Source organism: Oceanicoccus sagamiensis (assembly GCF_002117105.1).
GTDB lineage: Bacteria > Pseudomonadota > Gammaproteobacteria > Pseudomonadales > Dasaniaceae > Oceanicoccus > Oceanicoccus sagamiensis.
In genome coordinates, this window is the sequence record NZ_CP019343.1 from 3814088 (window position 1) to 3826929 (window position 12842).

Genomic DNA, 12842 nt, shown 5'->3' on the forward strand with positions numbered 1-12842 from the left:
GTGGGACGGGAGCTATTATTGAGTTAGAAAATTTCTTCGAAGAAATTCAGCATCGCCTGCCAGGACCGTCGGTCAGCTTTTGCATCATAGAGAATACCGCGTTCCGCTTCATCGGCGTCTGGTCGAGTAAAAGCGTGAACCGTATGGCCATAAGCAACAAACTGCCAGTCCGCTTTTTTGTCCGTCATCTCCTGTGTAAAGGCCGTCACTGTTTCCGCGGGTACCAGGGGGTCGTCATGGCCGTGAATGGCTAATACCTTGGCAGAGATTGTAGCCGGTGTATCAATACCATTGGGTAAAAGCGCACCATGGAAGGATACCACGCCTTGCACATCATCATGACCGCCACGGGCGATATCCAGCGCACAAAGGCCACCAAAGCAGTACCCCATCGCGGCGATTTTGTCAGCGTCGCCACCGGCAATCGTTTTGGCGGCATCCACGGCGGCTCGCAGCCGTTTTAACATAACGTGACGGTCCGTCATAAAAGGCTCAACTGTAGGGCCAAGGTCTGCCATATCCGTTAGGGTTTTACCTTCACCGTATACATCAATGGCAAAGGCGATATAGCCGGACTCAGCCAGTTTGGCTGCTTTATCTTTCGCTTCCTGTGCCAGCCCATCCCAGGCATGAATAACCAGAACGATGGGGAGTGAGCCGTTCGGCTTATCAGGGCTGTAGTAAATGCCTTTACATTCAGTATCGCCATCAAAATAATTAAGGGTAGTTGCTGTAGTGCTCATGATTAAATCCACATTAAATGTTAAAAGGTTGAGTTGGTAACACCGCCATCAATCACTAAATTCTGGCCAATAATATAGTTGGCTTGTTGGCTGCACAACATGGCGCAGATGGCACCAAAGTCGTCAATGTCGCCAAAGGTATTGGTGGGGATGCCCCATTCATCAATCCAGTCCTGTACCACCTGGTCATAGCTAATACCTTGCTCTTCACCCATTTTGCTAAAACGTTCATGGGCGGTAGCAGTATGGTGCATGCCAGGCAGTAAATTATTCACGCAGACATTATATTTTGCTACAGCTTTGGAAATCGCTACGCTGTAATTGGATAAGGCTGCTCTGGGCGGTCCCGACAATGCGCGTAATTCAGCGGGAAATTTAGAGGCGGCGGTAGAGATATTGACGACACGACCAAAACCACGTTCACACATACCGTCAATGGTGGCCCGCATAAATTCCACTGGGCTAATCAGACCGACGGCTAAATGCTCCTGCCATTCCGCCACAGTGACTTTGCGAAAGTCGGGTGAAAATGGCGCGGGGGAGCAAGTGCCCACCAGAATGTCCGGGTCCGGGATAATGGATAAGATGGCGTCCCTGCCAGCATCGCTGGCATGGTCCGCGACAATTGGGATAACCGTCGCGCCGGTCTCTGCACGAATTTCTTCAGCGGTGGCCAATAATCGCTCTTCACCGCGGGCGCTAATATAGAGTTCAACACCTTCGCGGGCCAAGGCTTTAGCGCTGCCTTTACCCAGTCCCGCGCTGCCGCCATTGACCAGGGCTTTTTTACCTGCAATTCCCAAGTCCATACACATCTCCGCTATTGGTTTGATAGCGCCAAGCATAAAGTAAATGATGGATTAATTATGCCGACTAAAGTCTTAGTCTATTAAGCGCAGGCTTCTCGCTTTGGCAATGGCCTCGGTACGGCTGCCAACATCCAGCTTGGAATAGCTATTATATAGATGCGCTTTAATCGTAGCAGGGGCCAGCCCTAATAGTTCAGCAATGGCTTTATTGCGTAAACCCTGAGCAATTAAATTAAGCACTTCCAGTTCCCGTTCGCTCAGCGGGTCTAACAAGGCGGTCACGGTTTGCTGGCGCTCTGAAGGGTATTTTCTTTCCAGTGCGCTGTAGATATGTTTAGCAAACTGCTGTAGTGCCACCGTCCCCGTTTTCTTTAGCTGCGCCTGTTGCCAGTTATCAAAGACCGCCAACAGGATGGCGCCCTGAGATAAAAATAGTTGCTGGAAATTAGCCAGACAGGCCTTATTAATGGCCAGATCAAACAGCTGTTTGCTGGCCTTTAGTTGATCTTGTTTATAACTGGCAATCGCACTGATTAAGTAGGCCCAGACTTCATGCTGGACATCGCCGCGCTTGATCGCTGCGGCAGTAATCGACAGGAGTATAGGCTCTGCTTTACTAAAATATTCCTGCTCAACCCAGATTCTGGCGAGAATAAGTCGCTGTGCTTCTGAGCGAAAGTCCGTCCGCTGGCAGAGTGACGCAGCCTGTTTTTCTGCCCAATAGGCAGCGCTTAGGCTATTGCCTTGTTCAATCGCTGTTTCGGCGCGCAGGGCAGCGATGGAGGTAAAATACCAATTCCAGTTATCGGTTTCTTCAATGACCAGACCGCTGGCTTGTTCCAGAGCGCGGTCAAATTCATCATAACGTGCTTCGGCCCGGTAAATTAAGGCTTCAAACACACAGATTAATAATTGCTGCTGTGGGTCGGCGTCGTCATCGCGACTAAAGGCTTGCAAAATTTCCAGCCCGGCCTTGGCCGAAGCAATGTCATTGCTTTCTATAAACAGGGGCACCAGTGCGCCGTTTTGCAGATAGGCTTTGGGAAAGATTTGTGTTTCTTTATTCAGCACCCATTCCATAACCGCCTGACGCCGGTTTAAGGCTTCAGTACTGCGCCCGGTGCGCAGCAGAACATAGGCTAACTTACTAATACCCAGGACCACCGCCAGCTGAAAGTTTTCCTGTTTACCGTGACGGATAGATTCTTCCAGCGCGGTTTCTGTTACTGCCAAATCACCCCGGCAGTAGCTTTCCATGGCTCGTCCCAAGTCAGTGGCGGCACCCAAAGTAAACTTGGAGGTTGCCGCTTTTTTAACCGCAAAGTAGGTGATATTGTCGGCGGCCTGTTCACCACTTAATAATCTGACCAGCCGGGCTTTTAATAAATAGATTTCTTTTAATAAGGCTTCGTCTTCGCTATCGCTGGTTTGTAAGAGCAGTGTTTCTGCTTTTTCCAATAACGCAGTGGGTGTCTGTAAGTCATCCCGGTGCAGCTCAAACTGACAGAGGGCAGAAAAGTAGAGCAGGTAGGGGTTGCTACCGACAAAGTTATCCGGGAAGCGTTGGATAAACTTGTACAGGGCATTGCCGTTGCCCGCTTGAATAAACTGGAAGCCAATATCATTAATAATGCTGGCGGCTTTTTTCCACTGCTGATTGCTGCAAAGCAATGCCAGTGCATCAATATAGGATTCTTTTTTAAGGTATTGCTTAACTGCGTTGTTTTTGATGCTTTGCAGTCTTTTGCTATCGGTAGCGGCCAGATGTTCGTTGGCCGCATGGATAATCGCCGGATGGAATTGCTCCGTACCATTTCTGGCTCTGTAAACGGCGCCAATGGGTTCCAGGCTGTCTTGCTTGTCCGTTAATAGTCCAATAGCGGCCTGGTCCAATAAATGATCGTCACTGAGTTGCAGGTATTCATCGATAATATAGTGGGTAAGTAATGTGGGGTAGTCTTGAATGGCGTTGCTGCGCTGGGTTTTATTGAGCGGCAGATAATGGTCGGCAAATAGTTTAATCGCAATAGGCCAGCCTCGATAAGCGTCTTCCAGCTGGTTGAGTTGTTTGCGGGTCAGGTTTATTTGCCGTTGTTGTAAATAGTCTTCGGTTTCCTGTCGAGTAAAAGCCAGTTCTACAGCGTTGATCCTTGCCACTTGGTTGTGGGCAGTTAGGCGGCTTAAACCTTTAAAGCTCACGGCGCTCCGGTTGATAACGAGCATTTTCCCTTCAAGCCCGATAATCGTCTCCACCAGTTTGGACTGAAGTAAAGCGGGCAGTGCTCCCATTTCATCAATCACCCAAAGCGGGTCGCTGGCCTGTTGATGGGCGGCCTTAATCAGGGCGGGAAGGTGTTTATAATGCGCCGGATTTACGCTTAAGCACTCAGCAATAAACTCAGTGAGTTCGCTCTCGCTATTGAGCCAGGGCATCAGCTTGAGCCGTATAATGGTTTGCTCGGCGCTATCGTGCTGTTGCAGCCACTGTTCGATCAGGGTGGTTTTGCCAAAACCGGCAAGGGCCTCGACGGTAATAAGTGACCGTTGATTAATAGTATTAAGCGGGCCAAATAAGCGGTCACGATGGAGGCTTATATCCGTGGTGCTTGAAAGCTTGGCAATGGGCTGTAGTGGTTGTTTCATCGCTGCAATTAGGCTCATTATTATCGTCTTGGCAGTATAAGTGTTTTTACTTTCTAAAACAGTCTGGTTTGTTTTAATTTGGCAGCAGGCCTATAATCATCAGGCCTGAAAACACGCCTTAAACAACAAAAATATAAGGACTAATATTCAATGTTATCAATACTTTATGCGGTTTTATTAATCCTAATTGTTACTCCTGTTGCAGTGGTATTATTACTGTTTATTGCCCCGCAACCACTGTTTGCTGTGGCTGATAAGCGTATCCGCAAGGCTCTGGATGTTGAGGCGTATAATCGCAACAGTCCGTATTCGGGCAAAGGTTTTATGCCTGTGCATACAGAGCTTCAGCAGTCTGCTATCCGGATAGAAGGAACTATTCCTGCTGATTTTAAGGGTGTTTATCTACGCAATGGCACCAATACCCAGTTTGAAAGTACAAATAGCCGGCTGCATATGTTTAATGGCTCCGGGATGTTACACCAGATTCAGGTCAAAGATGGGGTCGCCACTTACTCCAATACCTATGTTAAAACCCCGGCGCATACCATTGAGAACGAGCAGGGCAAAGAAGTGTTTGGTCAATTTGGTGATCTTGCTGGCGGTGGCAAGGCCAGCTTTGCCCGTATTATCACTGATTTATTAAAGAAGCGCTTTGGAGTAATACCCAGCTTGGATATGCTGGAAAACGGCTCATCTACCACTGCGATTCAATACCACCATGGCAAGCTCTATTGTTTACAAGAAACCGGCTACCCCTTTGCATTGAATACTAGAGTAGAGGACGGTCAGCTCGTGCTTGATGGTAGTGGAGACTGGGATACCTTTGACGGAAAGCTGGATACCCCCTTTACCGCTCACCCTAAAATCGACCCGGAGACGGGGGATTGGTATACCTATAGCACTCATTTAATGAGCGGTAATATCCATTACTCGGTGTTAAGTGAAGGCAAGCTAAAAAGCCATACACAGTTGTTACAAGCCAAGCCCGCGTTAAGTTTTTTACATGACTATTATTTAACGGAACACTACTCCGTATTCCCTGACCTTTCGATGCGCTTTGATAGCAAAGAGATTTTTGGTGAGCATCAAAGCCCGTTTTATTTTGATGCCGACTATAAAATGCGCTTTGGTGTGATTAAGCGTGACCATCAGCAAGGGGATGATATCCAGTGGTTTACCACCGATCTGCCGGGTCATATTTGGCATACCATTAACGCCTGGGAAGAAACCCGTGACGATGGCGGTACAGATATTGTGCTCTATGCGCCGGTATTCCGTGAATACCCATCGAATGTACCCATTCATACGCCACTGGAACCCCATGCTCAGATGCATATCTATCGCCTTAATCTTGATAGCGGTGAAGTGACTGAGCAGCGCCAGTTAATGGAACATTTCTATGAGCGCCCCAGCTATAACACCAACTATGTGGGCAAGCGCACCCAATACGCCTATTTATTAGATGAGCAGGGCAGTGGTGGCATTATGGGTAAAGGCGTGCTGAAGTATGATCTGATTAATGAACAGGAAGTGAGTTATTTTGACTACGGTGATCATCTGGGTGGCGAAGCCTTGTTTGTGCCCAAAGCCAACGCCGTTGCTGAAGACGATGGTTATCTGGTGGATTTGCTAATGACGGATGACTCCGCCTACCTGATTATTATTGATGCCTCCACCATGGAAGAATGCGCGAAATTGCATTTGCCGCAGCGTGTTCCCTATGGTGTGCATGCTTGCTGGCTTAATCAGGAACAGCTGGCCACTTTATAATATTCACTGAACCATTAATGGTACCGTTTAATGATTGATCTCTATACCGCAGCCACACCCAATGGCTGGAAAGTCTCTATTGCCCTGGAAGAACTAGGCCTGCCTTATACCGTGCATGCTTTGGATTTTAAACAGCAGCAACAAAAAGCCCCGGAGTACTTAGCCATTAACCCCAATGGCAGAATCCCTGCCATTGTTGATCGTGAAGAAAATGATTTAGCCATTTTTGAGTCCGGTGCGGTATTGCTGTATTTGGCGGAGAAAACCGGCCAGCTTATGCCTCAGGACTTAAAGGGTCGCTATGATGTGACGCAATGGCTCATGTTCCAAATGGGCGGCCTTGGCCCAATGCAGGGCCAGGCCAATATGTTTTATCGCTATTTTCCCACGCATATTCCAGAAGCGATTGATCGTTATCAAAATGAATCCCGGCGTCTTTATGAAGTGATGAATTCACGATTGACTGACCGTGATTATCTGGCGGTGGACTACAGTATTGCGGATATTGCCTGTTGGAGTTGGGTGCATTTATATGACTGGTCTGGTGTCAGCATGGATGGACTGGATTCTTTGCAGCAATGGTATAACACCATTAAAGAGCGGCCAGCCGTGCAAAAGGGTATCACCGTTCCTCATGCGGTTTCTTTTACCGCCGATGTTGATGAACAAGAAAAAGCCAAAATGATGGCCGATGCCCGCAGTATCTTGACCAAGTAGTTAGCTTCTTATGCTGGCCCTAAAAGGCCGGCAGCTTGTCCTCCCTTTGTTCCAGATCAAATCCCTCTGCGCCAAACTCTATAAGATATATCTATATGTCTTATAAATACGTTTACCCAAGAGGGCTCTACCATGTCTCCGTTTGATTCCACTATTGACCTATCAAGAACGCGTGACCGTGATCAGCGTACCGATGGTTTTCTGGACAACTATGTCGGCCATCGGGCAAAAATCGGCGTCATTATTCCCTCTACCAATATTTCAGTGGAATATGACTGTCAGCAGATTATTCCCCGTGGTGTGGTGTGGAATTTTGCCCGATTTTTTATTGAGCACCCCAACCTGAGTGATGACAAAAACTTTGTGCAGTTTCTGGAATTACTCCGTGGCACGGTGCCGGATGCCGTGCGTGATGTACTGACCTGCAAGCCCGATCATATGATGATGGGTATGTCCGCCGAGACCTTTTGGGGTGGTGTTGAGGGCAATGATGGCTTTGTCGATCATATTCAGCAACTCTGTGGTGATATAGGGCTAACCACTGGAGCCAATGCCGTTATTTCTGCCATAGAAGCTTATCAATCCGTTGGTCATGGTATAAAAAATATCGCTGTGCTCGGACCTTATCAGCCGATTGGTGATAAAAATGTGCGCAAGTTTTTCGAAGAGTCCGGCTTTAATGTAAAACATGTCGCTGGATTAAAAGCCGATAATGCCACCGATGCCATTGCACTCACACCAGAGTTTGGTGGCCAGGGCGTTATGGATGTCGTTAAGCAAATTGATGGTGATGATGTGGATGCCATTATTCAAGTCGGCACAAACCTGTCGACCGCCAATATTTTTCCCACTCTGGAAAAATGGTTAGAAAAACCCGCCATATCCATCAATACCGCATGCTGTTGGCATGCGCTACGGGCCTGTGGTGTTAACGATCAGTTGGATGGCAAGGGTCGTTTGTTTGAAGAGTTTTAGTGGTTGGTCACTATTCGCATAGCTAAAGAGAGAGCATATTATGACAGAGCAATTACCGATATTAATTTCAGGCGCTGGGCCTACCGGTTTAACACTGGCTCTCGCCCTGGGTAAAGCCGGTTACAACGTCGAACTATTTGAAGCCGAAGCAGCATTGGCAGATGAAATAAGAGCCAGTACGATTCATGCCTCAACCATGGAGTACTGGGATAGTTTGGGGGTTGCCGATCGTATTATTGCTAAAGGCAAAACCTCTAAAACGCTGAAATTTTATGAACGTGAAACAAAAGAATGTGTAGCCACCTTTGATTATTCATTAATAGAAGGGGATACAAGGTTTCCCTTTCGACTGCAATGTCCACAAAATATAGTTACCCGCGAACTACTACCCGCAGCGTTAGAGACTGGTAATGTCACGGTCCATATGTCACATGCAAGCCAGCGCTTTGAAGATCATGGTGACTCGGTCACCCTTTATCTGCAAACACCTGACGGTAAAGAAAAGGCAGTAAGGGGCAGTTATTTGTGCGCCTGTGATGGGCCTCGCAGTCCCGCCCGAGTGCAGCTAGATATCAAGTTTCCGGAAGTCAGTGTCTATGAAGACCGTTTCTTATTAATTGGCACCGATATCGATCTACAGACAATCTACCCGGATATCGGCCCGGTTGCTTATTTCTATGATCCCGAAGAATGGATTATCTGTATGGAGCTGCCAACCATGACCCGCACCATTTTTCGTATCCCGCCAGATGTTGATACCAGCGATCTAACCTCGGAGCTATCCTGTCGAAAGCGGCTGGAAAAAGTTGTTGGCCCTGATTATGACTACAACATCAAGGTGGTTAACTATTACAGCGTATTACAACGGGCAGCTGAAACCTTCAGGGTGGGGCGTGTTTGTTTGGCTGGTGATGCTGCGCATTTAAATAACCCTACTGGTGGTCAGGGGCTTAACAGTGGCGCCCAGGATGCGGCGATGCTAGCAGACAAACTGATCCGTGTTTTGCAAGGCGCCGATGATAAGGCCCTGGATGAGTATTCGATAACACGGCGCGATTACCATAAAAATATGGTGCAGCAAAAAGCCGCTAAAAATTATTCTGATTTGGTATTAACTGAACAGGAGGATAGAGCGGCCAGAAATGAGGCCATGAAGTCGATTGCTAAAAACCCCGAGCAAGCTCGTGCTTATTTACTACGCGCCTCCATGCTCGACCATCGGATTGAACGCACCGACGCTGCCTAATTTAGAGAGGATAACTGATGGATAATATTCAATTAGCCCAACGTGCCCGAATCGGTGTGTTAATTCCAGCGACCAATACCGGCGTGGAATACGATTTACACAACCTTACAGTGCCGGGTGTCACCTGGCACCCCAGCCGCTTTTGGGTATCATCCCCCAATTGGGCGGCAGATGGTGACAATACCGGAGACGGGGTTGATAATGCCTTTGAGCGTTTTCTTGAAGGTATACGTCCGGAGCTGCCACTCGCGGTAAGAAATGGTATGGCTGCGGATATCCACCACTTAATGCTGGGCATGTCGGCGGAAACTTTTTGGGGTGGTGAGGCCGGTAATAAGGCCTTTGAGCAGCGCATTCTTGATGATATCGAAAAGTGGAAAACCATCGATCCCGAAGGCGGTATGACCTACGACCGCGATATTGGTTTAACCACCGGTGCTAACGCTATTGTTGATGCTCTACATGCTTTTGGTGCCAAAAAGATTGGCGTGATTGATCCCTATCCGCCGATAGGTGATAAAAACGTAGAGCTGTTTTTTCGTGAGATGGGGTTTGAAGTGCATAAAGTGCAGGGGTTATGCCGCGCCAATGCCTGGGAAATTGCTCGCTCGCCAATTTCCGAAGTGCTTGCCGCGGTGCAGGCTGTGGATGCTGATGATGTCGATGTGATTGTACAGGCGGGGACCAATTTATCTACCGCTGATATTTTCCCCACGCTCGAGCACACGCTTGGCAAACCCTGTTTGTCGATTAATCTAGTGACGGCATGGCATGCGTTAAGAGCAGTAGGTATAAAGGATCGGATTGTGGGCAAGGGCAGGTTGCTGGAAGAGTTTTAACTCAATGCTTAGTCATAAAAAAGCCCGTAGAGTTTATGCTACGGGCTTTTTGTTGCGCGCTATTTACTGATGAGCAGCAAAGAGCGATTCCGCTGTCCCTATTATTTCCGTATTAGCAGCATCGAGCCGGCCCGCTCAGCCGGATAGGCCTGAACAATACCCATGGCCATTTCGCGTAACGCACGGTTGGTCAGGCTATCACTTAATGCACCCGCTGTACCCGCAGCTTTTAAGGCATTGGTGGTTAATTTAAAGCCGGACTCCGCCACCTGTCCTTTACACAGGCGCCACAGTTTAACTACTTCATCCTTGGGTAATAGCGGCGGTTGCGTAGTTTCGAGCTCAACCTGACGCCGCAACCACAGCATGGCGGTATTTAAGTCTGTCATCATCTCACCCAATAATTGTTGATACATGGGGCCGGTGCCATAGGGCTTGCCGGTGTCTTTAAATTTTTTGGTTTTAAGATAATCCACGATATAGCTGTAAACGGAATAGGCTATGCCTAAATATACCGCACCACCCGCTACCTGATTGCCCACAAATGAACCGCGGCTCATTTGCATCGACTTTTCAAAGGCACCGAGCATGGCTAATGAATATTCGTCGGAGACAAACACATCCTTCATCACCAGGCCGTCGGTGGCACTGCCTCGCATACCGAGTGCATCCCATTTAATCCTGCGATCCAGACCTTCGCTTTTGCTATCCACAATAAAGGTACACATGCCAGCCATATCATTGTGGCCTTCAAGATTGGCTGTCACCAAATAATAATCCGCAACGCCATAGGCACAGGCAAAGGACTTAACCCCATTGAGTCGATAACCACCGGGTACTTTAGTCGCAACAGTTTCGATTGTGATTTTGGCTTTTTCGGTTTTGGTGTTTTCACTGGTAAAGTTACCCATCCATTTACCATCGCGCCCAATCAGGTTTAATACCAGCTCTGCCCACTGTTTCACCTTGGGGGCTTCTTGCTCGTCAAACAAACCTGCCTCAAGGGCTTTTAAGAGTAAAGTGCCCCTTGATGTGGCTGAACATTGAAAGTAAAAGCACAGTGCCGTCGAAGGGCAGGCCGTACCCATAGCAAAGGTTGCGGCGCAAAGATCTCTAAGCCCGCCACCCAGACCGCCATATTCGGTGGGTACCATCAGCCCTAATAAGCCTGCGTCACTGAGGGTTTTTACATGGGGCATATAAAACTCCCCGGCAGAATCTACATCTTTGGCTTTATCTCTTAAGATGGGCAATACACACTCCACGGCGCTGGCTCTGGTCTTTTCATCAGCGTCCATTTGTTCAATAAACAGTTCTCCAGTGAAACTCATCATTGTTATGCCTTTATCATTATCGGTTGAACGGGCTCTTGTCGAGTTTTGCTCGGTGTTGAGCGGCTAGGCTATTGATATAACCTGGCTGGAGCGGGGTCAATCATCGCTTATGGCTAGTTTGATCTGACGCAATAACTGCACGACGTAAATAACGAATGGATCAAATTTGGCAGCAATGGCTAACCTGGAAGGCACTGCCTGAAAGCTGGCTCACTACTGCCCCGTACTGGTCTAATCAAGCGCGGTAACAGGCTTGCGCAAGCCTGTTTGACGTAGTAATGTCTCGGTTTTAGCCGTATTAATAACAATGAGGCTACTTAGCTGCACATGGTGGTGCAGCAGCTAAGCAGCTACAAACCTGGGATTTATATTATGGGTCGTCTGTTTTCTGCTTTTACCCTTGTTAGCTTATTCGCTCTGTTTGCTTCATCAAGCCTGCTGGCCTCTGATGAGGTTCGCTTAACCAATGGCGGTAAATTGGTAGGTAAATTAATAGAAGCCGAAGATGGTGCATTGTTATTCGATGTTGAATTTGTCGGTCAGGTCAAAATCGATATTAGCGGGGTGGAATCCATTTCCACCGATAACACCGTGACCATCCTGCGTCAAAATGGCAAGGTACTTAAAAATAAGAAAATGTTTGTCCGTGATGATCAAATGCTATTGGTCGATGCGGATGATGCCGAAGCCCCTGTTCGCTATAGCCTCGATAATATTAAAATGATTAACCCGGAACCTTGGCAAATAGGCGACGGTTATAAATGGTTTGGTACGGTCAGTGCCGCCTTTTTGATTGAGCGGGGTAATACCAATTCTGATGAAAATGATATCGCCATACGTTCTATTTGGAGAAGCCTGGAAGACCGTTATACTTTCCTGGGTGAAAATGAGCGCGATAAATCCGATGCCAAGTTAACCAAAGATAATACCAAGCTGACGTTTAAGTATGATTATTTTCTGGAAGATATTGATGATTATATGGGTGGCTTGCTTCAGGTTGAAGATGATAATTTTGCTGACCTACGCCTTAGAACTATTGTCGGCCCTTATCTGGGGCGCCAATTTTTTGAGACTAGCTTGCTCAATTTGCAGGCTGAAATAGGTCCGGTTTATGTGAAAGAAGAATTTTATGTGGCCCCTGATAATGAATATCCCGGCGGCCGCTGGGATATTTATGCCACCAGTGATATTGCCGGTGGTAGCAGTACTGCCTATTTAAGGCATGATGGTCTGGTCGATTTTACTGAAAAAAGTGATTTAATTCTGAATACAACCATTGGTATTTCTACGCCACTCTATGGCGGTCTCGAAGGTTCTGCGGAAATCGTATTTGAGTATGACGGTGGTGCGGTAGAGGGGGTTAATAAAACCGATGAAACCTATAACTTCCGACTGGGTTATAGCTGGTAAGGGTTGTTGCTTAGCGTATTAGTTATAAGCGCTTAAGGGGGGTCAATGAATATCCTGCTAGGTGGTTTACCGGATAATACACAGGAGAAAGAGCTTCGGGACACCCTTGAGCAAATTGGCTGCCCGCTGATCAAGCTGACGCTGATTACGTCGGTCTACCATAATCGTGTTACTGCTGTAGTGGAATTAAAGACGGATGAACTGGGTTGTAATGCGCTGGTCAAACGCCTAAATGGCCACTTCTGGCACGGCCAGCGATTAAGGGCTGCAAGGCCATTATTTGGTAATAAATAGGCCTAAGCAGACCACCAAAATCTTACTGGTAGGGTGGATTACAATCCACCAATTCTATGCAT

11 protein-coding genes are annotated in these 12842 nt (G+C 47.6%); 7 read left to right on the forward strand and 4 right to left on the reverse strand.

Features of this window, described 5'->3' with window-relative positions; genetic code table 11:
- Window positions 1-23 precede the first annotated feature (23 nt).
- The 3 genes from BST96_RS17310 to BST96_RS21115 all read right to left on the reverse strand — a co-directional run bounded on the left by BST96_RS17310 (window position 24) and on the right by BST96_RS21115 (window position 4213).
- Window positions 24-743 (reverse strand): dienelactone hydrolase family protein, encoded by a 720-nt coding sequence (locus tag BST96_RS17310; RefSeq protein WP_085759904.1) that lies wholly within the window; start codon window positions 741-743, stop codon window positions 24-26.
- 20 nt (window positions 744-763) lie between these two features.
- Window positions 764-1552 carry an SDR family oxidoreductase gene (locus tag BST96_RS17315; RefSeq protein ID WP_085759905.1) on the reverse strand — a complete coding sequence of 263 codons (789 nt, stop codon included), beginning with the start codon at window positions 1550-1552 and terminating at the stop codon, window positions 764-766.
- Window positions 1553-1624: 72 nt separating this feature from the next.
- Window positions 1625-4213 (reverse strand): helix-turn-helix transcriptional regulator, encoded by a 2589-nt coding sequence (locus BST96_RS21115; RefSeq protein ID WP_085759906.1) that lies wholly within the window; start codon window positions 4211-4213, stop codon window positions 1625-1627.
- A gap of 132 nt (window positions 4214-4345) precedes the next feature.
- Here BST96_RS21115 and BST96_RS17325 point away from each other — a divergent pair, with 132 nt between their 5' ends.
- The 5 genes from BST96_RS17325 to BST96_RS17345 all read left to right on the forward strand — a co-directional run bounded on the left by BST96_RS17325 (window position 4346) and on the right by BST96_RS17345 (window position 9742).
- Window positions 4346-5965, forward strand: coding sequence for a carotenoid oxygenase family protein (locus BST96_RS17325; RefSeq protein ID WP_085759907.1), 1620 nt, complete (start codon window positions 4346-4348; stop codon window positions 5963-5965).
- A gap of 30 nt (window positions 5966-5995) precedes the next feature.
- Complete coding sequence (locus BST96_RS17330) at window positions 5996-6682, forward strand: glutathione S-transferase family protein (protein WP_085759908.1); 687 nt, start codon at window positions 5996-5998, stop codon at window positions 6680-6682.
- A 132-nt stretch (window positions 6683-6814) separates the two neighbouring features.
- Window positions 6815-7657 carry a maleate cis-trans isomerase family protein gene (locus BST96_RS17335; RefSeq protein ID WP_085759909.1) on the forward strand — a complete coding sequence of 281 codons (843 nt, stop codon included), beginning with the start codon at window positions 6815-6817 and terminating at the stop codon, window positions 7655-7657.
- 40 nt (window positions 7658-7697) lie between these two features.
- On the forward strand, window positions 7698-8903 hold the full coding sequence (locus BST96_RS17340) for an FAD-dependent oxidoreductase (protein WP_085759910.1): 1206 nt from the start codon (window positions 7698-7700) through the stop codon (window positions 8901-8903).
- A gap of 17 nt (window positions 8904-8920) precedes the next feature.
- Complete coding sequence (locus tag BST96_RS17345) at window positions 8921-9742, forward strand: maleate cis-trans isomerase family protein (protein WP_085759911.1); 822 nt, start codon at window positions 8921-8923, stop codon at window positions 9740-9742.
- A gap of 101 nt (window positions 9743-9843) precedes the next feature.
- Here BST96_RS17345 and BST96_RS17350 read toward each other — a convergent pair whose 3' ends face one another.
- Window positions 9844-11076 (reverse strand): acyl-CoA dehydrogenase family protein, encoded by a 1233-nt coding sequence (locus BST96_RS17350; RefSeq protein ID WP_240554831.1) that lies wholly within the window; start codon window positions 11074-11076, stop codon window positions 9844-9846.
- A 372-nt stretch (window positions 11077-11448) separates the two neighbouring features.
- On the opposite strand from BST96_RS17350, the gene BST96_RS17355 reads away from it, so the two are divergent.
- Both BST96_RS17355 and BST96_RS17360 read left to right on the forward strand, forming a co-directional pair.
- Window positions 11449-12486 carry a DUF481 domain-containing protein gene (locus tag BST96_RS17355; protein ID WP_169714031.1) on the forward strand — a complete coding sequence of 346 codons (1038 nt, stop codon included), beginning with the start codon at window positions 11449-11451 and terminating at the stop codon, window positions 12484-12486.
- A 45-nt stretch (window positions 12487-12531) separates the two neighbouring features.
- On the forward strand, window positions 12532-12780 hold the full coding sequence (locus BST96_RS17360; protein WP_085759913.1) for an RNA recognition motif domain-containing protein: 249 nt from the start codon (window positions 12532-12534) through the stop codon (window positions 12778-12780).
- The last annotated feature ends 62 nt before the right edge of the window (window positions 12781-12842 follow it).